Source organism: Kistimonas asteriae, from assembly GCF_018263925.1.
GTDB lineage: Bacteria > Pseudomonadota > Gammaproteobacteria > Pseudomonadales > Endozoicomonadaceae > Kistimonas > Kistimonas asteriae.
The window spans coordinates 1-20,588 of the sequence record NZ_JAEVHF010000023.1; the positions used below are offsets into that span (position 1 = coordinate 1).

The window sequence follows — 20,588 nt, forward strand, 5'->3', positions numbered from 1 at the left end:
AAGAGCCGTCCAAGACCAGGACGTTGATAGGCTGGGTGTGTAAGCGTTGTGAGGCGTTGAGCTAACCAGTACTAATGACTCGTGCGGCTTGACCATATAACGCCAAAGCGATTTGAACGCCAACGACCCAGATCGTTGAGAGTGTGTAGCACAGTAAATTAATCAGATTCCGGAGAGCATGAAACGTTAACAAACCAGTAAACGTATCATGATCTCGACCAGTTTTGTCTGGCGACCATAGAGTATTGGCCCCACCTGATCCCATCCCGAACTCAGCAGTGAAACGATACATCGCCGATGGTAGTGTGGGGTCTCCCCATGTGAGAGTAGGTCATCGCCAGGCTTTAATTGAGAAAACCCTGATCAGGTAACTGGTCAGGGTTTTTGCTTTGTACTTTTGAAAAAATAATCACTATTGGACTGAATGCATCAGGATATCGAGGTATCCCCCTGTATCGCCTCCAGCCCAGCACTCAACATCACTACCCTGGCAGGATGGAATATGGGTTTTGCACAGCTGGCTGGGGGCAGAATCTTGTACGCTGATATCTTTGTGTAAATAACCTGCGGGATGGAAAATACGCCCCAAATATCGTCCCTGCATAGAGATAAACCCCTTCACATGAATATTGCCACCAACAGGATAAGAGGGGGCATCATCATTATGTGAATAACAAGCAATAAACCCATTATCTTGGTGAGATAGGGTAACAACGGGCATAATTTGTTCGCGTTCGGGAATATAGCTGTAATGTATCTGATTATCTTCCAGAGCATAGCTTAGAGTGCTTGAGATTAAGGCAGAAAAGACAATTAAAACACTTCCTGTTTTTATTAATTTCATTCAATAAACTCCTTCAATTATTCATTTAATACAATATGAAGCTATTCTCATCTGGTGATAGGCCAAGAGAATCTTCATAGATATAGATTGCTGCAAATGGCGGGAGTTGCATGTGTTTATCCATTGTGAGTGATTCTGACTATTTGCTTATCAATTCTTCCCGCTTAATAAACTATTAAGTGGTTTTATTTCAGAAGTACATCGCAATCATAGGCTATTTTTCTACATTGCAGAGCGAACGATGACCTAAACGCAGGCCGAATAGCAAGAGAGTGCTTTAATGACATTTCCTGTCTCAATGAGTTCGTGGTTCGTTGTGGCTATGTTTATTATCGCGACGCTGTATGTCGCTGCACGGCATGCTAAGCGTAGTTGTTCATTTGATGAATTTGCCCTGTCGAAAGGTTTTTTTGGTGCATTCCCCTTAATGACCAGTATTGCTGCAACGGCCATAGGGAGTGGGTTTATTCTGGGGGTTGGTGAGAAGGTTTATTCACAGGGTTTTATTTATGCTCTCTGTCTTCTTGCCGGCCAACCTTTTCAGTTCATTCTTTTAGCTGCCATTGCTCCCAGGTTAAGGCGGTTTCAGCATTGTTTCAGTATTGGGGACATTCTTGAGCGTCGGTACGACAAGCGGGTTCGTTATGCCTGTGGCATCTTTTGGGTCTTATTCTGTGTCGGGATTATTACGGTACAGATGGCAGCTATTGGACGTGTAGCCGCGCTGATTTTACCGATACCAATCTGGCTCGGTAGCCTTGTCGGTGGCGCTATCATCATTGGCTATTGCTCGCTCTGTGGTATTCGGGGAGTGGTTTCAACGGATGTGATTCAGTTGTGTTTAATCTTATTGGGCATATTGTTCGTTATTACTGCCGGGATACATTATCTCGGCGGCTATGGTGCGTTTATTCACGAGTTAAACACGGAACAGATTATTGGCTTGGCTGATCTGGGCGTCGTGGGGGCATTGTCACTCTTCCTCAGCTTTGCGTTGGGCGATTTTATGATTCCCCCGATGGTTCAACGAGTCATGATGGCTCGGAGTCATTATCAGGCCGCTTTGGCGCTGTCATCTGCCTGTGTTGTTGTGGTGCTTATTGCTGCCGGCGCAGGTTTTTTAGGGCTGCTCGCATCGGTTGTGAATCCTGATGCTTCTGTCCAGTCTGCCATTAATGAACTGTTGCTGATGATTCTCCCCGGCAGTCTTGTCAGTGTTGCGATTTGTGCCATTCTGGCAGCCATTATGTCGTCCGCAGACAGCTACCTGAATACAGCCGCCATCGCCGCTGTCAGGGATGCATTACCGATATTCCTCAAACGAGCGCTGAGTGAGCAGCAACAGCTGTTTATTATGCGCCTGGCTGTGGTTGTGATTGGTGGGGTCGCGATGGTGTTCAGCCTGTATAAAGGCGATCTGTTGAGTATCTTGCTGTATGCCTTCAATTTCTGGGGGCCAACAGTGGTTGTGCCGTTGTTGGGTGCACTGTTTTATCAAAAATTGCCGCCCAGACTCTTTTTCGTACCGGCATCTATTGGCTTGTTAACGGCATTGAGCTGGGATTACTTTACTTTAGCGGATCAGTTTTACCTGAGTGGTTTAATTGCCGGTATGCTGGCCTGCGGCGTGGTGTATAGCATCATGCTGGTGATTATCATGCGATGCTCCCCCTGCTTGCTAATACCCATGCAGGGGGAGTCTTAAGATTAGAATTGTGGCAGCCAGGGTTTTTGTGCTTCAAATAATTCTTCAAACAGGCTGTCGATCTGTTCAAGGGTGCAAAGGGCGGCGGTCAGCGGATCCAGTGCCAGAGCATGCTTGGCTGCCTGCTTATCGCCTTTGAGGGCGGCTTCTACGATTAGCTCCTGAACATTGATATTCGTTTTGTTCAGGGCCGCACATTGCGTGGGGAGTGTGCCGATAGTTTCCGGATGCAGACCTTTGCTATCGACATGTATGGGCACTTCGACCACACAGTTAGCGGGCAGGTTATCAATTAGCAGACCATTACTCTGCTGGTTAGCCACATTGCCGTTAATGCGCGTGGGAGTATCGGTCAGCATGGCGTGAATCAGTTTGGCGCCATTGAGCATGTTCTCTTCAATTCTGAATGGCTGTTCGCCGGCCAGCTGTCGGTTGATCTCTTCGTTGGCCAGGGTATGTACTTCCTGCTCCAGGGCAAGCAGATTCCAGCGTCTTGGCAAAAACTGGTTGATCATGGCCTCATTCTTACGAAAGTACGGCACATAGTCGGTCATGTGCCAGTGGTTTTCTGTGCTCCAGTAGCCGAAGTGCTTCAGTATTTCACAGCGAGGGGCGTCGTTTTTATAGACGGCAGGGTTATCCGGTAATTGGTGGATCAATGGGTAGAGGTCTTCGCCTTTATGGCGGAACTCAAGCATCCAGGTCATATGGTTGATGCCACCGAATCGATATTCAATCGCTTCAGGGACATCTTGATACATTAATGCCTGCCATAATTCGGGCGTATGCGGGTGATCCACCCAGGGGCCGACACCAAGATACCCTGCCAGCTGGGAGGCGGTATAGCGCACACCGTAACAGAGGCCGATGCTGCGAATAGACGACGCTTGGCTGGCTGCCCAGGTTAATGGTGCCAGCGGATTGGAATAATTAATAAAGAGCGCCTGCGGGCAGACCTCTTCCATGTCTTGGAGAATAGACAGTAGGGGCGGTATCTGACGAAGGCCACGGAAAATCCCGCCAGCACCCAGCGTATCTCCCACTTCCTGGCTGATGCCGTAGCGTTTGGGGATTTCCATATCCAGCTTCCAGGGCTCGAGGCCGCCGACCTGGATGGCATTGATCACGAAGTCAGCATTACGCAACGCATCTTTCTGGTTTACCGTCATGCTCAGAGTGACGGGGACGCTGGCCTGCTCAATCATCAACCCAACCAGCCGGAAACTACGCTCCAGTACCTGTTCGTTGATGTCTTCCAGAACCACTTCTGTCGGTGGCAGGTCTTTATAAGCAAACAGAGCAGACAACAACTGACGCGTAAACATGGTGCTGCCGGCACCGATAATCGTGATCTTTTTCATAGCCTCCCCGCAAAAAAACATCTAGCGACGGTGGGTCTTCATCAGGAAGGCATAGATTGAGACCGAAACAACAATAATCAGACCGTAAACCATGCGCGTCCAGAACCCTGAAAGTCCGACGGCAATGATACCGGATTCGATCATGCCGATGACTATGGCACCGATCAATGTTCCGAACAATGTGCCGGTTCCGCCGAAGACTGAGGTGCCGCCGATAAAGATCGAGGCAAAGACCAGCAGCAGGTAGCCCTCGCCCTGGGTCGGCCACCAGTTGGCCATTTCCAGGCACACCATAACGCCTACCAGGGCGCTGGTCAGTCCCATCAGGGTAAACAGCAGGATACGGGTGCGATCCGTCGGGATACCCATCATTTTGGCGGTATTAATGTCATCCCCGATAAAACGAACATTGTCGCCAAAGGTGTGCCGCTGCAACATGAGCCAGGCGAAGACGGTCAACATCAGACACCAGATTGCCTGCATGGGCAACCAGCCAAACAGACGGCCAACCAGCAGGTCATGTAGCCAGGTGGAACGGACATCAATCAGACTGATAGCGATGCCGTCAGCAAGCACTGTCGTCAATCCATACCAGAAAAACTGGGTGCCGATCGTGGCGATGATTGAGGGGACGCCGAGTCGGACAATCAGTAGGCCGTTAACCAGTCCGGCCATACTCCCGCCAAGCAGTGCCGCGGCCAGAGCAGCGAGGCTGCTGCCCGTAGCCGTAAACACGATGGCAAAGAGATAGCCTGAAAAGGCCATGATGGCCGGGAAGGACATGTCCATTTCACCGGACACAATCAGGAATGTCAGTGCAAGCGCCAGTATGGCCGGGAACGGGATACTGGTCATGAAAGAGGTGTAAATACGCAGAGAACCAAAAGTGGCCGGGCTTAACACCAGAAATGTTGCCCAGAGCACCAGCAGAAGACCCAGGGTGCCCATCTGGAAACGGTATTGGCGCAGTAACAGGGTCATGACGGAGCTCCATTCCGTTGCAGGGTGTTTTCCCGGGCAATATTGATCAAGGTGGTGCTGAGTTCTTCCAGGCTGATGGCATTGCGGGCGTGTTCAGCCACAATCCTGCCGCGGTCAACAAAGACAAACCGGTCTGCTACGTCGTAGACATGGGCCATGTTGTGGCAGATCAGTATGCAGGAGCGGCCGGTGGCCCGTATACGACGGATGAAGTCCAGCACCTTGCCCACTTCATGCAGGGAGAGGGCGTTGGTGGGTTCATCAAGAATGATGATCTCGGCATCAAAATGCATGGCGCGACCGATGGCCAGACCCTGTCGTTCACCACCGGAAAGAATGCTGACATCTGAATCCGGCGTAATGCCTATTCCGCGCAGGCCTATGTCCTGCAGGAGTCGCTGGGTAATCAGTTTTTCTTCCTGGACACGGATGAAACCGAACTTGTTGCGCAGATGGCGCCCGACAAACAGGTTCCGCCACAGTGGCTGTTTTTCGCCGAGAGAACGCTCTTGATAGACCGTTTCGACACCGAGCTTACGGGCCATTGCGACGTTATAACGGGAGAAATCAATCGCCTGGTCGCCGATCTTGAGGGTGCCACTGTCAGGCTGATGCAGGCCTGCCAGTATCTTGATCAGGGTCGATTTACCTGCGCCGTTGTCGCCAACAATGGCGACGACTTCACCGGGATTCAGGTCGAAATCGATATCTTGCAGTGCATGTACGCCATTGAACCATTTGTTCATGCCGCGCATTTCCAGGCGTTTGGTCATCCGGAAAACGTCTCTTTATCCAGGGGGGCAGGCCAGGCGCGCAGCCAGCCTGCGCGCCTGTGAGTATTAACGGAGGCCTTTCTTGGCCAGTGGGGCAATCAGGTCGATATTGTCGCGGCTGATAAAGCCACCGCCGGTATTGATATTCAGGCCTGAGAATCCATAGCGTTTGGTCAGGACAATCTGTAGAACGGGCAGGTAGCCCTGCAGGAAAGGTTGTCCATCACCCACAAGGTCAACGTAACCGCTCTGGATGGCGGCGGCAGTGGCGGGAGAGAGGCTGAAGCCGGCGGCGAAAATTTCATCCGGACCGACACCGGCGGAACGCAGCAGGTTTTCCAACTGGCCTGTCAGTGAGCCATGGTCAATCAGAATCATTTGAGTATCAGGGTTACGGGATAGATACGCGGTCATCAGAGGCATGCCCAGTGTGGGATCTTTATCCAGCTCGGCGCTGATCTCCATGTAATCCACCTGCAGACCGGCGTCTTCCAGGGCTTCAATCATGCCGACGGTAGAGAGTCCGCGGTTGGGCTTACTCTTGAGTCCCCAGACAAGGGCGCGCTCACCGGCTTTCATAGGGTGGCGGCGCAGAGCTTCCTGAGCCAGTAATGTGCCACGGCTTTTGTTGTCAACACCGGCGTAGCCAAAGCCTTCTGATTGGTGCTCTGCCATCAGGCGTGGCAGCTCGGTATCGCTGCTGGTGACGATGATGCCGCTGTCTTGCGCTTCATCAATCAGTGCTTCATAGGCGTCATCGCCGGGATGACCCATGACCACCAAACCATCGGGTTTTGATGCGATAGCACGGTTGGTGTTTTCGATCATCTTCTGTGGGCTCCAATCGGAGTACAGGAACCGGATATCACAGCCGAGATCCTCACAGGCCTGCTGGGCGCCATTCTGTACAATCGTATTGTAAGCGCCACCCACGGGGCCGCCGGTATCAAACCAGATACTGACGTTTTCCCCGCTGCGGGTAGCCGCCAGGGAAACACTGGTGTTGAGGGATGTAAGTGTGACGAGAGTCAGGGCCAGGAGTGTTCGAATTCGCATTGTTTGCCTCTGAGTCGGTGGTGATGTGGTGTGACTGGCGTTTGTAACCGCCTTATAGGTGTAGAGGCCGGTATCCTACTGGGCAGGTTTTGTCTGGGGTATCAGCAGTATCCGCATGTCGCTCCGGTTAAGCTTGGCGCTAGCTATGGTATTTTTCCGTTTTGTTGATCGGCGTTATTTTCGGAAGCGTAGTCCGTGTTTTATGTAATCAAAGATATTGAGAGGTATATCGGATATCTAAATAACTGTTCTGGGGGGCATAACTTCATTGTTATTAATGATTTTGATGTTTTTTCCAGAAAGCGAGAATGGTTTTTTGTGAGTGTAAGTGATGAATGGGTTGATGGGGGTTGGTTGGGAAAGCTCATTATAGGAAGAGTCATTTTTTAATATATCGCTCTCTTTTATCATGGAAATCTGATCCAGATTTTTTACCTATGACTTGCTTTCAGACGTCCCGTCCTTTGATGCGGTTTTACTGATCCCATGAATCTAAACTTACTTAGCTGTGCTCAAATATTGCACTTACTGTTGATGCTGCAGTCCTTTCGAGTATTGTTTTGAATATTGCAAGAGTAGGGTAATGCCGCCAATGCGTTGATTGCGAATACAGATCACAGATAGAACCGGTATATTGCTGTCGTTTTATCTGTAGGTTCTATGGCAAAGATTGATGTTGTTTGTGCCCATTGTGATGGTACCAAAGCTGTTGTGAGAAACGGTAAAGTGCCCTCAGGTCTGCAACGTTACCTCTGTCGTGACTGTAAGCACAGCTTTCAGATCGAGTTCATCTACAACGCGAATCAGTCAGGAACCCATGAGCGGATTATCGACATGGCAATGAATGGTGCAGGGGTAAGAGACACGGGGCGAGTACTCAATATCAGTCCAAACACCGTATCCCGCCATTTAAAAAACTCTCTCCCCAACAAGTAACAAGCCATACCTTCGAGAAGGCCAGGGTAGAGCTACTCTGTGAGATGGATGAGCAGTGGTCTTTTGTAGGAAACAAGCAGAATCAGCGGTGGCTGTTCTATGCTTGGGAGCCACGCTTCAAACGGGTCATAGCCCATGCATTTGGGCGAAGGGCTGAGTCTACACTCCAATCACTGCTAAGACTCCTTGAACCCTATAGTTTCAGCTTTTACTGTACTGATAACTGGAGTCCTTACACCTGCCGGAGAATCGTCATGTTATTGGTAAGTTGTTCACGCAAAAAATTGAGAGAAACAATCTGACGTTACGTACACGTTTAAAAAGACTGGCTCGCAAAACGATTTGCTTTTCCCGCTCAGAGGAGCTTCACGATAAAGTCATTGGTGAGTTTATCTCTCGCACTCACTATCAACGTGTTTGAGGCATTACCAAGAGTAGATGAATACTGACTTGGCAGATAATGTCACTTGAATTGGTTGCGACATACCCTGTGGTTTTGTCTGTTTATCCTTTCTGCGTCGTTAGCTGATATGGGGGATGTGTTGCACGCATACTGATTATGCGAAGGCATAAAAGCGGTTTTGGTCTCCCCATTTTTTTGTCACAATATCCTGAGGATATGGATGCATATGACAAAAGAAGAGTGAAACATGCCAAAACTGCTGATGCGATTTCTGACCGTCCTGCTGCTGATACCCTTGCTTGCTCAGGCAGGCGAAAAGTTTGAGGAGGGAAAGCACTATATCCGCCTCAGTCAGCCTATTCCCACCAGTGACCCGGCCAAGGTAGAGGTCATGGAGGCGTTCTGGTACGGCTGCCCTCATTGCTACCAGCTGGAACCCTATATTGAGCCCTGGGCCAGAACACTGGCTGATGATGTGAACTTCCGTAAAGTACCCGCGCTTTTTGGCAAGGAATGGAAAGTGCATGGACAATTGTATTATACCGTCCAGACGTTAGGGCTTGACGCCAATAAGGTGGATGCCGCCATTTTTCATAGCATTCACCAGGAAAATCGACGCCTGAACCAGCCGGATTCCATGGCAAAATTCCTCAAGCTTTATGACGTGTCCGAAGAGCAGTTCACCAAAGCCTACAATTCTTTTGGGGTACGTAATCAGTTACGGCAGGCGGATTCCCTGATTCGTGGTGCACAGCTTACGGGCGTCCCTGCGCTGGTTGTGAATGGCAAATACCGTATTTCTGCCCGGGAAGCTGGCGGCGCCAAGGCCATGTTGGAAGTAGCTGATTTCCTGATCAAGAAAGAGCGTGAGGCGCTGAAGCCCAAGGGGTAATTCAGCACCTGCTGGTGAGTCAGGCAAAGGCTGGGCTCACCCTTCGATAAGCTGCTCTACCGCCGTTTTGACATCCTTGGGGATGGCACGCATACGGGGCCATGAGAGCTTATGGTTCCCGTCATCATCCTCATCCATATGGGCCGTTTTGGCGCCACCGGTCTGTCGGTCGAGTACTCGTATGCTGAATTCCGGGGTTTGGCCGTCCGGTGTGTTGTCATCCAGCTTCAGGTAAACCGCCCAGGATTTATCCTCTGACTCCCACTGGGGTTGTTCGAGCACCTGCAGGTGCTGAATGCTCTCGTTCAACTCTTCAAGCGCCTGACGCAGAGTCGCTGTTTCTTCCTGCTCACGTTTCAGTTTGCTTTTGAGCTGGGCTATGTCGTTCTGTTTGCTGCGGTTATCCTCCTGAAGGCGTTTGATCTGGGTTTTCAGACGCTTTGGGTTATCCGCTTGAAGGATTTTGAATTCGCGAATCAGCTGGCGATTCTCTTCCCTGAGTTTGATGAGCTCACTGGCATCGGCCTGTTGTCCGGGGGCTGACGGTTCGCTCTGGCTAATCGATGTCATGGTTCTCTCCCGAAAAAAGCCCGGAATTTTACCAAGATGTCTGAGCAATGCGTGTCAGGGAAAAACACAGTGGTTTTTTTGTGACACGTCATTTACAGGGCTGTGAATGTTCAGCCGTGGTCAGGCATAGTATGATCCTTCACCATGGCCGCGATCATTTTTCATCTGGAAACGTGACTGAGTATAGATCGTCGGAAGGCGGCTTGTCTGACGTATCGATGTTTGTACCAGGTAGGCCGCCCTAGACTAACAATAATGAGATGGTTGTTCTGGAATGAATCTGTATCTACGCTTTTTGACCCTCATCCTGCGAATTATTTTCTTTCGTCGTTCACATACCAGAAAACCCCTGGAAACCAGTATTCAGTCGTTTACCGTCTGCCCGCATGATTGCGATATCAACCTGCATTTGACCAATGCTCGCTATTTCAGCTTTATGGATCTGGGCAGAACCCTTCATATGGCGGAGTCCGGTTTGCTGAGGTTGACCCTGCAGAATCGGTGGAAACTAATCGCCAGTGCTCAGGAAATCGCTTACTTTCGTGAGTTGCCGCCGTTCCACCGGTTTCAGTTGCAGACAACATTGTTGGGATGGGACAACAAATATTGCTATTTCGAGCAGCGTTTTGAAAGAAGTGGACGACTGTATTCGCTTGGGCATTCCCGGGTGGCTATTGTCGGTTCCGGCAAGGTACTTGACCCTGGGCAGGTGATGCGCACGCTGGATCCCGATTGCCAGATGGGTGAATTGCCTGATCAGATCAAGGCATGGAAGCAAATGTTGTCGGTCAAACGTCAGGCATTATTCCGGGATTAATCAAGTCATTTTGTGGTGGGAGGCTTCGTAATACCCCCTATATAGAGTCGGCTCACTATCTGCATTGCAAGCGTACAGGCGCTTAAGTAGCCCCTTCAATTTGCTAAATTGAAGGGGAGTGGTGAGTATTTCAGTTGTCAAATCAGTAGATAGAAGACCGGTTAATAACGAACCATCATCAAAGGATTGGTGTTTATGAAGTTATTGATAGTGATGGTTCTTGTCACCGTTGCCGTTGTCGTTTTTTACAATAACGATCAGCCTGAAATCATTACTTATGATGGAATGGTCGGTGTGAATGTCTTTGAGGTGAGTGAGACTGACAACCATTTTCAATATGAACTGGAAGAAGATTTCCTGACCCTCGATGCGGTCGCCGCAATGACGGGGAAGAATAGCGGTATCAGGGAAGGTGGTGCTTTATTGACAGTTCACTTATTGAGTCACCAGGCGGCAGATAAGTTTGCAGAAACGTATGGCCAGTCTGGGCATTGCCCTGCGCCTTTCTTTAATCAGCATGCAGACCAAAAGATCCTGATAGCGGCGAGTCCCGCTGTTGAAGCAAAAATTAGAGCCTGGGATTTACCAGATTACCAGCTGAGCAGTACGTGGGAAAACTTCACAGTGCGCGGGCAGTGCATAAAACGGTTGAAACAGGGCAAGCTTGATGGCGAGGAAGTGCAAATTCACGAGTCTTTTTTCAGCAACTGTCGTTTTATACTGGTGAATGAGCTGGAACACTCTCCTCATTAATCCATGAGGTGATTGCTTTTACATGGGAAGAGTACACTCTTCCCATGTTCGTTATTGCTTGTCAGGCGACGTCGTTTTCCAGCATTTGAGCCTGCCCGATCTTGATCTTGCGAGGCTTCATGGCTTCTGGAATTTCCCGCACGAGATCAATGTGCAATAAACCGTTTTCCAGGTTGGCGCCGGTTATTCTGACATGGTCGGCCAGCTGGAAGCGGCGTTCAAAATTACGCTCGGCGATGCCTTGGTAGAGGTATTTGTTATCAGACTTTTCACTTTCTTTCTTGCCTTTGACCAACAGAACATTTTCCCGGCTTTCGATGTCCAGTTCGTCGTCTGTGAACCCGGCGACAGCCATGGTGATGCGGTAGTCGTTCTCGCCCAGTAGTTCGATATTGTAGGGGGGATAACCGTTCTGATTGCCGGATGTATTCAGGTTTTCCAGCAGGCTGGCAATACGGTCGAAACCAATGGCGGAGCGGTACAGGGGGGACAGGTCAAAATCCAGAGTACGCATAGTGATATCCTCATAATGAGCAATATATGACAAATGTCGCCTTCCTTTCAGGACAGGCGTTAACAGCAGTTCTCTCTTGAGCAACCGCTGTTACTCTATATGAGGGCACACCCAATGCTTTCAAGTCAGGAAGATAAAAAATATCAGCTTTCTGGATTGTCGCTGTGAAGCGCGAGTTCCATATCCATCATCCGGTCACCATCAAAAATATAGCGGCCTGTGAATGACTGGTTTGAGAGCATCACGGGTATCCAGTACTGGTCGTCTTCCCACATTTCGTCGTAGGGGATGGCATCCAGGTCTGCCCATAAGGGTTCGGCTTCTTCGGTTTCTGTGATGACGCCGTCATAGTCGGTTGCTGTGAAAACATGCACGTGTATGGAATAACCATCGATGAACTGAAAGCAGTTATCGCCGTGGTAGCGGATATTCTTTGGTGTGATACACAGCTCTTCCTGCATTTCCCGAATAGCGCAGGCTTCAATGGTTTCTCCAGCTTCCAGCTTGCCGCCCGGGCCATTGATCTTGCCGGCACCCAGCCCCCGCTTTTTTCGAATCAGCAGGATCCGTCCTTCCTGAATGACAAACAGCAGGGTAGCAGGATCGGCTGCCTGCCAATTCTGCCAGTCGATGTCACAGACCCTGTGGGGAATGGTGGTGGTTTCCATGGTGCCTTGCCCGCCAGTTAAAAGTCGCCACTATAGCGGGCAAAGTCAGAGAATCATAATGGGTGGGAAGTACTTCTTTCAGGGTATGGGTACAGTTCCGCCAAGCTGATGGATTGTCCGTTGACAGTCACTTGTCGGGCATGGTGCCGTTTGAGCTGGCGGGGTTCCCTGACGCCGCAGGCATTGGCAATCAGCTCCACATCATGCACCAGGTTGTTGTGGTAATGGGCGACACGGGTGGCCTTGTCTTCGGGTACCAGGCCGCGCTGCAGTTTTGGGTCATGGGTGGTAATACCCGTCGGGCAGCTATTGCTGTTGCACTGCATGGCCTGTATGCATCCCAGTGCCATCATGAAGCCGCGGGCTGATACCACGAAATCAGCGCCCATGCACAGCGCCCAGGCGATATCCGACGGGTTGATCAGCTTGCCAGAGGCGATAACCCTTATGCGTTCCCGTAAACCGTGCTGTATCAGGGTATTGGTCACTTCAGGCAGGCTTTCTCGCAGTGGTAAGCCGACATCGTCCATCAGGGCCATGGGAGCAGCTCCAGTGCCGCCATCGGCACTGTCGATGGTCATGAAGTCAGGGGCTGATTCAATACCGCGTTGATGAATGGTCTTGCATAATATTTTGAGCCACTGGGTATCGCCTAACGCAAACTTGATACCGACGGGTTTGCCGGTAATAGAGCGGACATGGTGAATCATATCCAGCAGTTCTGTACATGAATGAACTTCTGGATGGCGGTTGGGGCTGATGGAGTCCTGACCGACAGGAATCAGACGAATCGAAGCAATCTCTTCCGAGACCTTGTTTCCCGGCAGAATGCCACCTTTTCCCGGTTTGGCGCCCTGACTGAGTTTAATTTCAAACATTCTGACCCGGGCGTGTGACGCAATATCACTTAATCGTTCATCATCCAGTTTGCCTTGTTCATCACGGACACCATACTTGGCGGTACCGATTTGAAAGACTAGGTCACAGTTGCCTTCCAGGTGATAGGGTGAAAGTCCGCCTTCACCGGTATTTAACCAACAATGGGATTGTTTGGCACCAAGCGATAATGCGGTGACGGCAGGGGCGGAAAGGGCGCCAAAGCTCATGCCGGAAATATTGAACAGGGATTTGGGACGATACGGTTTACGGCAGTTTGGACCGATCAGCACAACCGACGCTTCGTGAGCTTCCTGGGTCAGGGGCGGAAAAGGGTTGTTCAGGAACATGACGCTGCCGGGTTCCCGTATTGTTTTGGTGGAGCCGAAGGCAACGGTTCGGTCGATATTTTTGGCTGCTCGATAAACCCAGGCACGTTGAGCGCGATTAAAGGGCATTTCTTCCCGGTCGCCGGCAAAGAAATATTGCCGGAAGAATTCGCCCAGATGTTCAAACAGGTAGCGGAAACGTCCCAGCACCGGGTAGTTTCTTCGAATCGTATGCTCTGTCTGGTTCTTGTCTATGAAATAGGCAATGGCAATGGCAACGATTCCTGCACCCAACGCCAGAATGAGCAACGAAGCAATGACCTGCAATATTGTTGATAACGCAGAGGCATATTCATGATTCAGCAGTTCCATGCTTTTCAGCTCCACTATCCTGTGAGTGATTATGTGAACAGTATAGAAGGATTATATGGAGAAAGTGCTTTGGGTAATTTTGAGGTCAGTTGGGTCTAACCCACTGACCTCGCGCTCTTACAGTGTGCTTATTTGTTCAATCGTGATGCTGTCCTCATTTTTCTCTGTCTGCAAAAGAATGTCATAACCTTCAAGTTTCACGGAGACAGAATGCATCTCGGCGATAACTTCAGCCGTATTGGCCAGGGCCTTGAAACTAACAGGCTTGTCGCTCTGCAATTCACCACTTTTGTATTTTGCTTTTATTAAGTCCATTGACTGAATGTAGATGTCAATGAACAGCTCAAAGCTATGCTGGAAACTCCCTCCAGCCTCAAAGAGATTGACAAATACTGCTGGCAAGTAGGTGGGAGTTTTTGGCGGATAACCGACAAGTTTGTCTGTGTATATCTCTCTGAGCGTTTTTTGTTGGTTTGTACTGAGTCTGTTATAGGCATCATGGAGCTGATCTGCTTGATCAGGGGTGTGAATTCTTAGCAATGAAGCCAGACCACCATAGACCATAAGGTCGTTAACAGGAATATTGGGTAAGTTTAAGGCTCTGGCCCGATAAGTAAGATAATTTTTTAATAGTTCCCGTGCGATAACGGCACGAGGTTGCCATTTCAACTGATTAAACAGTGAGTTAGTCAGCAAGTGCCATTGCATAATGGTGTTCTGCGCTTCAGCTTTATTCAGGTAGTAACTGCCTTCCGGGATTGTCGGATTCACCCAGAATCCGCTGATATCAATCAGCCAGACCATAAACCAGAAATTGAATGTGTCTCGCGATAACGCAGGATTAGCCTGTTTTTGCTGGAGACCATCTATCAGGCGGTAAAACATCGTTCTACTGCCTTCTGCATAAAGCATGTGCCGAAAATGGCTGTCAGGTAGAAATGCAGCAAGAAGTAGTGCCCGCTGCTCCGCGGGCAGTGTATCCAGCAGTGGATAGATGGTTGTGTCATGGTTGGCTGTGGCCCACAATAACTCCATGCCATCCTGGGGTACGGAACCTAAGCCTTTGCTGTCCCATACTTGTTGTGCTCGATCATGGGCAAAACGTGTGCGAGCAACAGCACTAATAATGGTTACCGCTCTTAGCGTGGCATAACGATCCTCAGAGAGAGCCCTGGGGTTGAACCAGCGAGACAGGACATCAAACGTTTGTCGGTCCAGTACAGGTCTATCATAGTTATCCTCCCTTTGTGGTTTAGTGAAATATTGATAGCTTGCTTCACTGCCCTCACGTAATAAGGCCAGATTATGCAATCGGTTCAGTAAGCGAATGACCTCTTTTTCAAGCGGATAATAGCCAGCAGAGGGTACGTTGTCAGGTGAACGATGTTCCGTCTTTTCCAGCCAGAGTATTTGACTGAATTCTTGAGAACTGAGTTCCAGCGTTATTCCAAAGTGTTGTTCAATATAGTCCTGAAGCGTTTGTTCCTGTAAAGGCGAGGTATGACCTATCGGCATGAACAGGAAGCCTATCAGGCAAGTAAAAATAACGGACCATCTGCGTTCTGTTTGCATAGGGAGTCGCTGCTCTGGTTTTTGGCCTCTTCATGAGGCGCAGGTGGATCAATCACGCAACCACCCTGACGAGATATGTATTTATCTATGGAGGCTATCCCTTAAGCGCTATCAGGGGATGCGTCGGGGCGGAAGTAAGGTATAGACGTTGATAACTCTCTGTTCCAGCCGCTACTGAAACGGCTGGTCAAGAAAGGAATGAACGGTAGGAAATGATCGGTGAAATTGCTGGTTTCGGTTCCAGTCATGGCTGAGGCCGATAATCTGGGTGATGCCAGCACGTATGGCGGCAGTAATACCGGCATCGGTGTCTTCAAAGACGAGAGCCTCAGCGGGGGAGAGGTGCATCTGCTGGCAGGCCATGCGGTAGCTGTCCGGGGCGGGCTTGGGGTTGAGAATATCATCACCGCAGACCAGGGTCTGAAAGCAATCCATCAGGTTGAAACGCTTTAACACAGCTTCGACGATAATGCGTGATTCACTGGTCACGAGGGCAAGAGGATGCCCGTGTTCGTGCAGGCGATGCACAAAGTCTTCCGCACCGGTTGTCATGGCAACTTGGGTGTGCAATAGCGTCTGGTAATGATCATGGAAGTATTCGGCAAGAATGCCCTGGCGAGCCTGAATGCCCGCGCGCACCATCAGCTGCTCTTCTACTGTGCGCCATGGATGCCCCAATAGCTCGGCATACCAGCGGTCGCGCCAGGTGCCGCCAGCATGTTCAACCGCATAACCCAGCGCTTCGGCTTTCAGGGGTTCGCTGTTGACCAGGGTGCCGTCAAAATCAAACAGGACGGCTGAGAAATCCTTTTCTATATACCGCATTGTCCGTCTTGTGTCCGGTGCGGCCTGGAAACACCTGAAAGGTCTGTGCTGTCAGGAGTTTGACCGCTTATTAATCACTGGTACAGGTGCATGTAGACCTGTTCACTTTCCTGACCGTCGGGGGTTTTGACTGAAATATTCAGCGTATGGCCGGAATTGATATTCAGCCGGGCGATGCCGTCACGGGTGGTTTCACCCTCCGCAATCGTCAGGCCGTTTTCGCTTCTGACGATAATATGGGCCTTATGGATCTTCCGCCCCTGATAGGCTACGGAGACGATAAGCTGGTCGAAGGTACTGGCTGACTTGACGACCAGTTCATCAGCAATGACGCTGCTGGTGAGAGCTGTCATCAGCAGCATGGATACAATCTGGCGCATTGACAAACCTCCCTGCACAGCAATGCGTTTATTACCAGTTTAGGTGCTGGCACAGGGAGGTTTTTGGCAGATGGGTTAAAGAATTATTGAGGAATGTGAAAGGGGGCAGAATGCGTGCCAGATCGTCGAAAAAACGACGATCTGGAGGTTGGCCACGATCAATAGAGTGATGGTTCGCCGGGCGGGCGTGTTTTGAAGCGCCGATGCTGCCACAGATACTGCTCAGGATGCTGCCGGATACGCTCTTCAATCAACTGATTGATACGGGTGGTATCGGCTACATTGTCCTCGCTGGGGAAGTTCTCCAGGGGCTGTGAGAAGCGCAGTACGTACTGGTTGTTCTCATCCAGGTAATAGCTGGCCATGATCACCCGGGCATTGCTCAGGCGGGCAAAGTCGGAGACGCTGGGGATTGTTGCGGCTGTCTGCCCGAAAAAGGGAACAAACAGGCTGCGCTTCTTGCCCATGTCCTGGTCCGGCAGGATGATGCCCATTTCGCCCTTGCTCATGAAGTGCAGGAGGTCTTTGACCTGTTTCCTGGGGATATAGCGTCCCTTGTAGGGGTAGCTCTGCCGGCGGACATTGCTGATGTATTCATAGAGTGGATTATCATGCACCCGGTACATCAGATTGAACGGCAGGTATTCTGCGGCAATCCGGCAGACCATCTCGACACAGCTCATATGCATGCAGCAGAACAGGATACCCTGCCCCTTGTCGATATGACGGCGGATATTCTCCAGGCCTTCCACCCGGCTGATCCGGCGGATCCGGCGGCTGCTGGAAAACCAGGCAACGCCGGGCTCCAGCAGGGCAACGCCGATGGCTTCGAAGTTGCGCACCAGCAGGGCTTCCCTTTCCGCTTCCGAGAGTTCCGGGAAACAGAGTTCCAGGTTCCGGCGGGTCACCTTGACCCGGCTGCCGCCAATTTTCAGGAGCAGGCGACCGATCTTTCGGCCGATTTTCACAATCCAGGCTATGGGCAGGCGGCCGATCAGCCACAGGGTGCTGATCAACAGCCAGAGCCCCCAGTAACGGGGATGCAGAAAAGCGCCCTGGAAACGGTAAGCTTTGGTGTACATCCGCTCTTCGTAGGGGATGTCGTCAGGAATGGTGGGGTTCAATGTTCGCCTCAAAGAGCATCATGACATTCTGGGGCGCGAGTATACCGTAATGTCGTGGCGGCTTCCTTGCCTGATGCTTTTCGGTTTGTTAACGGATGTAAGAGAGGCATCACAGTGGTTATTTGTATGTGAAGCCTGGGATCGTATCGCTGCGTAATCCAGGCTGATGTGACTCCCATATCGTGTTGATAAAAAAATCTAATCACACAGGGCGTTGACCGGGTGGTTCGCTTGCTATGATACTGTATATATGAACAGTATTTATTCAGGTGAGCACCACTGGCCACGGATGATCGCGCTGGTGGACATGAATGCCTTCTTTGCTTCCATTGAGCAACTGGATCGTCCGGAGTGGCGGGGGCGCCCGCTGGGTGTCACCAACGGACGCACCGGAACCTGCATCATCACGGCTTCTTACGAAGCCCGCGCCTACGGTATCGGGACCGGGATGCGCGTGCGGGAAGCCCGTGCGCTGGCGCCTGATTTCATCCAGGTGCCCGCACGGCCGTATCGCTATGCCCAGGTGTCATCCAGCATTATGGCGGCGCTGGAATCGATAACGCCGGATATCGAAATTTTCTCTGTCGATGAAGCATTTCTTGATCTGACCGCCTGCCAGAAACTGTATCGTTGTCCGGTTGAAGTTGTTGCCAGAAAGATCAAGCACTGTGTTTTCGAAGCATCCGGGCTACTTTGCTCGGTTGGGGTCAGTGGGGATAAAACCACCGCCAAATGGGCGGCCAAGCAGCAGAAGCCCAATGGTTTGACGATCGTTGAGCCCTGGCAGGCGGCTGAGCGGCTGGCGTCTGTTCCGGTCACGGAATTGTGTGGTATCAGTACAGGGATTGGTCGCTTTCTGGCGCAACATGGCGTTTACCTGTGTGGCGATATGAAGCAGATTCCTATCAGTGTGCTGGCCGGGCGCTTCGGTAACCTGGGGCGCCGGATCTGGCTGATGGCGCAGGGACTGGATCCGGAGCCATTGCGCCGGGAGGTCAAACCACCCAAGACCATCGGTCATGGCAAGGTCATGCCGCCGGATACCCGGGATCGCCAGGAAGTGGATCGTTACCTGATGCATATGTGCGAAAAGGTGGCGACCCGGCTGCGTCGACACCAGCTCCAGGCCGGCGTGTTCAGTTTTGGCTTGAATACCCGGCGTGGCTGGGTGTCGCGGAAACTGAAAACTGTACACCCCACCGCTGACAGCGACCCGCTGATCGCCCTGGCCCGCTTTTTTCTGGAGCACTGGTGGGATGGTGTCGGCGTGCATCAGGTGCATGTGGCGGCGCTGGATCCCCATCCGCAGGCCAGCCAGGGCGAACTGTTTGCCCCGGATCATGCCCGGCGAGACCAGGTGCTGACGGTGATGGATGCCGTGAACCAGCGTTACGGAGAGTTTGCGCTCTGCCGGGCGCCGCTGGTGAAACGGTCCGATATGCCCAATGTGATTGCCCCGTCCTGGAAGCCTTCAGGACACCGCAATACCCTGGAACCCTGAGGAGCCGGCTGTCATGCCGATCGGTGTGATTTATCGTTTTGACCAGAAGGAATGCGCCTGCCGCTTTTGTCTGCCGGGAGCTCGGTTACCGGTGTTGACCCGGGATGGCGAGATGCAGTTGCTGCTCTGGGGCCGGCGGCGGCTGGATGCCTGCCATGGCGACTTTCCTTTTGGTGGCTGGGCACGGCTCCACAATATCCAGGGAGGGCGCTGGAACCGGTTCAGTCCGGTACCGGTCAAGATTCCGGCGCAGGCGTTTTTTGAACAGGATGTCAGCGGGCAGGAGCATCGCTTTCCTGTCACAGAGGGGCAGTATCTGCAGGGGCTGGTCAGCCGGATCGGACGCGAACAACGAGTGTATGTCGTCACCCTGGAGACCAGCCTGGATGATATGTGTTTTGAACGCTGGCCCCGGCTGGTGGCATCGGTAACATGATGCGTCAGGGCATTTGCGATGATTGAATCCTTAACACTTCCATTGTGTTTTGGGTGGTTTGCCGGGCTATGATCTCCGCGGATTCCGGACGCAACAGGCAGAGTTCATCCAGAGTCAGAGGCAGGTATTCCGGGGAGTTTCTCTGTCCCTTGAAGGCTGCCGGCGCCATATCCGGTGCGTCGGTTTCCAGTACCAGGCTGGTCAATGGCAGCGTGGCGGCCAGATGACGGAGTTTGGTTGCGCGGGGATAGGTGATGGCGCCGCCAAACCCCAGCTTAAAGCCCATCTCAATAAAACGGTTCGCTTGTTGCTCACTGCCTGACCAGGCATGGACGATCCCGCCTTCCTGAAAATGGAGTTCCCGGAGGATTTTCAGTATTTGATCATGGGATTTTCGGGCATGCAGGATAATGGGCAGCTTGTGGGCTTTGGCAATCTTCACCTGCGCCCGGAACAGGGATTCCTGCTGGTCTCTGTCCAGATGGTCAAGATAGAAGTCTATACCTATCTCGCCGACTGCCATAAGGTGTTTCGGGTTCAGACAAAGCTGTTGTTCAAGGGCTTCCAAGTGAGATGCGTTATGCTCTTCAAGAAAATAGGGGTGTAACCCCAAGGCGAAATAAAGCGAAATAGGGCTTTTTGCTGCTGCTAAGTCGATAATTAATTGCCAGCGAGTGGCTGTAGTGCTTGGTATGCAGAGGGCGAGGATTCTTTTTTGGGCACAGTCATCCATAATGATTTGGCGGTCAGAGTCAAAATTCTTGAAGTCGAAATGGCAGTGGCTGTCAAAAAGCATAGAGTTAATTGTTGATTCAATTAAATGTCACAATATTTTATTTGAAATAAGATGTTATTTCAAAATGAAATAACTGTATTTTTTTTATTTTTGAAAGTGATGTT

At 51.1% G+C, this 20,588-nt stretch carries 20 protein-coding genes, 2 rRNA genes and 1 pseudogene; 9 read left to right on the forward strand and 14 right to left on the reverse strand.

The features are described from left to right. Together KHS78_RS19755 and rrf are read left to right on the forward strand one after the other, a co-directional pair. A 23S ribosomal RNA gene (locus KHS78_RS19755) occupies positions 1–96 on the forward strand; the annotation flags it as partial. 131 nt (positions 97–227) lie between these two features. Then, positions 228–343, forward strand: a 5S ribosomal RNA gene (gene rrf / locus KHS78_RS19760). 69 nt (positions 344–412) lie between these two features. On the opposite strand, the gene KHS78_RS19765 is transcribed toward rrf, so the two are convergent. Then, complete coding sequence (locus KHS78_RS19765; RefSeq protein WP_211830553.1) at positions 413–844, reverse strand: hypothetical protein; 432 nt, start codon at positions 842–844, stop codon at positions 413–415. A gap of 298 nt (positions 845–1,142) precedes the next feature. Here KHS78_RS19765 and KHS78_RS19770 point away from each other — a divergent pair, with 298 nt between their 5' ends. Then, a complete protein-coding gene (locus KHS78_RS19770; RefSeq protein WP_211830554.1) occupies positions 1,143–2,549 on the forward strand; it encodes a sodium:solute symporter family protein in 1,407 nt (468 codons plus the stop codon). A 2-nt stretch (positions 2,550–2,551) separates the two neighbouring features. Here the strand turns inward: KHS78_RS19770 and melA are convergent, their stop codons facing one another. From melA to KHS78_RS19790, 4 genes are all read right to left on the reverse strand, one after another. After that, positions 2,552–3,910, reverse strand: coding sequence for an alpha-galactosidase (melA, locus tag KHS78_RS19775; RefSeq protein ID WP_211830555.1), 1,359 nt, complete (start codon positions 3,908–3,910; stop codon positions 2,552–2,554). A 21-nt stretch (positions 3,911–3,931) separates the two neighbouring features. Then, positions 3,932–4,891, reverse strand: coding sequence for an ABC transporter permease (locus KHS78_RS19780; RefSeq protein WP_211830556.1), 960 nt, complete (start codon positions 4,889–4,891; stop codon positions 3,932–3,934). Next, positions 4,888–5,664, reverse strand: coding sequence for an ATP-binding cassette domain-containing protein (locus KHS78_RS19785; RefSeq protein ID WP_211830557.1), 777 nt, complete (start codon positions 5,662–5,664; stop codon positions 4,888–4,890). The genes KHS78_RS19780 and KHS78_RS19785 overlap by 4 nt, the downstream gene beginning before the upstream one ends. 66 nt (positions 5,665–5,730) lie before the next feature. Next, a complete protein-coding gene (locus KHS78_RS19790; RefSeq protein WP_211830558.1) occupies positions 5,731–6,720 on the reverse strand; it encodes a sugar ABC transporter substrate-binding protein in 990 nt (329 codons plus the stop codon). A gap of 660 nt (positions 6,721–7,380) precedes the next feature. On the opposite strand from KHS78_RS19790, the pseudogene KHS78_RS19795 reads away from it, so the two are divergent. Both KHS78_RS19795 and KHS78_RS19800 read left to right on the forward strand, forming a co-directional pair. Then, positions 7,381–8,077: pseudogene (locus KHS78_RS19795) on the forward strand (IS1 family transposase). Positions 8,078–8,306: 229 nt separating this feature from the next. Further along, positions 8,307–8,951, forward strand: coding sequence for a thiol:disulfide interchange protein DsbA/DsbL (locus KHS78_RS19800; protein ID WP_211830559.1), 645 nt, complete (start codon positions 8,307–8,309; stop codon positions 8,949–8,951). Between the two features lie 36 nt (positions 8,952–8,987). Here KHS78_RS19800 and KHS78_RS19805 read toward each other — a convergent pair whose 3' ends face one another. Beyond that, positions 8,988–9,521, reverse strand: a complete 534-nt coding sequence (locus KHS78_RS19805; RefSeq protein ID WP_211830560.1) for a hypothetical protein — start codon at positions 9,519–9,521, stop codon at positions 8,988–8,990. Positions 9,522–9,795: 274 nt separating this feature from the next. Between KHS78_RS19805 and KHS78_RS19810 the strand changes: the two genes are divergently transcribed. Both KHS78_RS19810 and KHS78_RS19815 read left to right on the forward strand, forming a co-directional pair. Further along, the gene (locus tag KHS78_RS19810) at positions 9,796–10,338 is read left to right on the forward strand and encodes an acyl-CoA thioesterase (RefSeq protein ID WP_211830562.1); all 543 of its coding nucleotides are present in this window, start codon (positions 9,796–9,798) and stop codon (positions 10,336–10,338) included. Between the two features lie 195 nt (positions 10,339–10,533). After that, on the forward strand, positions 10,534–11,091 hold the full coding sequence (locus tag KHS78_RS19815) for a hypothetical protein (RefSeq protein ID WP_211830564.1): 558 nt from the start codon (positions 10,534–10,536) through the stop codon (positions 11,089–11,091). Between the two features lie 61 nt (positions 11,092–11,152). Here KHS78_RS19815 and KHS78_RS19820 read toward each other — a convergent pair whose 3' ends face one another. The 7 genes from KHS78_RS19820 to lpxL all read right to left on the reverse strand — a co-directional run bounded on the left by KHS78_RS19820 (position 11,153) and on the right by lpxL (position 17,763). Further along, complete coding sequence (locus KHS78_RS19820; protein WP_211830566.1) at positions 11,153–11,605, reverse strand: Hsp20 family protein; 453 nt, start codon at positions 11,603–11,605, stop codon at positions 11,153–11,155. 143 nt (positions 11,606–11,748) lie between these two features. Beyond that, positions 11,749–12,273 (reverse strand): 8-oxo-dGTP diphosphatase, encoded by a 525-nt coding sequence (locus KHS78_RS19825; protein WP_211830568.1) that lies wholly within the window; start codon positions 12,271–12,273, stop codon positions 11,749–11,751. A 53-nt stretch (positions 12,274–12,326) separates the two neighbouring features. Further along, positions 12,327–13,850 carry an FMN-binding glutamate synthase family protein gene (locus tag KHS78_RS19830; RefSeq protein ID WP_211830571.1) on the reverse strand — a complete coding sequence of 508 codons (1,524 nt, stop codon included), beginning with the start codon at positions 13,848–13,850 and terminating at the stop codon, positions 12,327–12,329. Positions 13,851–13,967: 117 nt separating this feature from the next. Continuing rightward, complete coding sequence (locus KHS78_RS19835; RefSeq protein ID WP_211830573.1) at positions 13,968–15,422, reverse strand: hypothetical protein; 1,455 nt, start codon at positions 15,420–15,422, stop codon at positions 13,968–13,970. A gap of 171 nt (positions 15,423–15,593) precedes the next feature. Then, a complete protein-coding gene (locus KHS78_RS19840; RefSeq protein ID WP_211830575.1) occupies positions 15,594–16,247 on the reverse strand; it encodes an HAD family hydrolase in 654 nt (217 codons plus the stop codon). A gap of 74 nt (positions 16,248–16,321) precedes the next feature. Further along, on the reverse strand, positions 16,322–16,627 hold the full coding sequence (locus KHS78_RS19845; protein ID WP_211830576.1) for a hypothetical protein: 306 nt from the start codon (positions 16,625–16,627) through the stop codon (positions 16,322–16,324). Positions 16,628–16,785: 158 nt separating this feature from the next. Then, on the reverse strand, positions 16,786–17,763 hold the full coding sequence (gene lpxL, locus KHS78_RS19850; protein WP_211830578.1) for an LpxL/LpxP family Kdo(2)-lipid IV(A) lauroyl/palmitoleoyl acyltransferase: 978 nt from the start codon (positions 17,761–17,763) through the stop codon (positions 16,786–16,788). Between the two features lie 238 nt (positions 17,764–18,001). On the opposite strand from lpxL, the gene KHS78_RS19855 reads away from it, so the two are divergent. Together KHS78_RS19855 and KHS78_RS19860 are read left to right on the forward strand one after the other, a co-directional pair. Beyond that, positions 18,002–19,252: a DNA polymerase Y family protein gene (locus KHS78_RS19855; protein ID WP_211830579.1), complete on the forward strand. Its 1,251-nt coding sequence runs from the start codon at positions 18,002–18,004 to the stop codon at positions 19,250–19,252. A gap of 13 nt (positions 19,253–19,265) precedes the next feature. After that, a complete protein-coding gene (locus KHS78_RS19860; protein ID WP_211830580.1) occupies positions 19,266–19,688 on the forward strand; it encodes a hypothetical protein in 423 nt (140 codons plus the stop codon). A 4-nt stretch (positions 19,689–19,692) separates the two neighbouring features. Here KHS78_RS19860 and KHS78_RS19865 read toward each other — a convergent pair whose 3' ends face one another. Further along, the gene (locus KHS78_RS19865) at positions 19,693–20,484 is read right to left on the reverse strand and encodes a TatD family hydrolase (RefSeq protein WP_211830581.1); all 792 of its coding nucleotides are present in this window, start codon (positions 20,482–20,484) and stop codon (positions 19,693–19,695) included. Positions 20,485–20,588 lie beyond the last annotated feature (104 nt).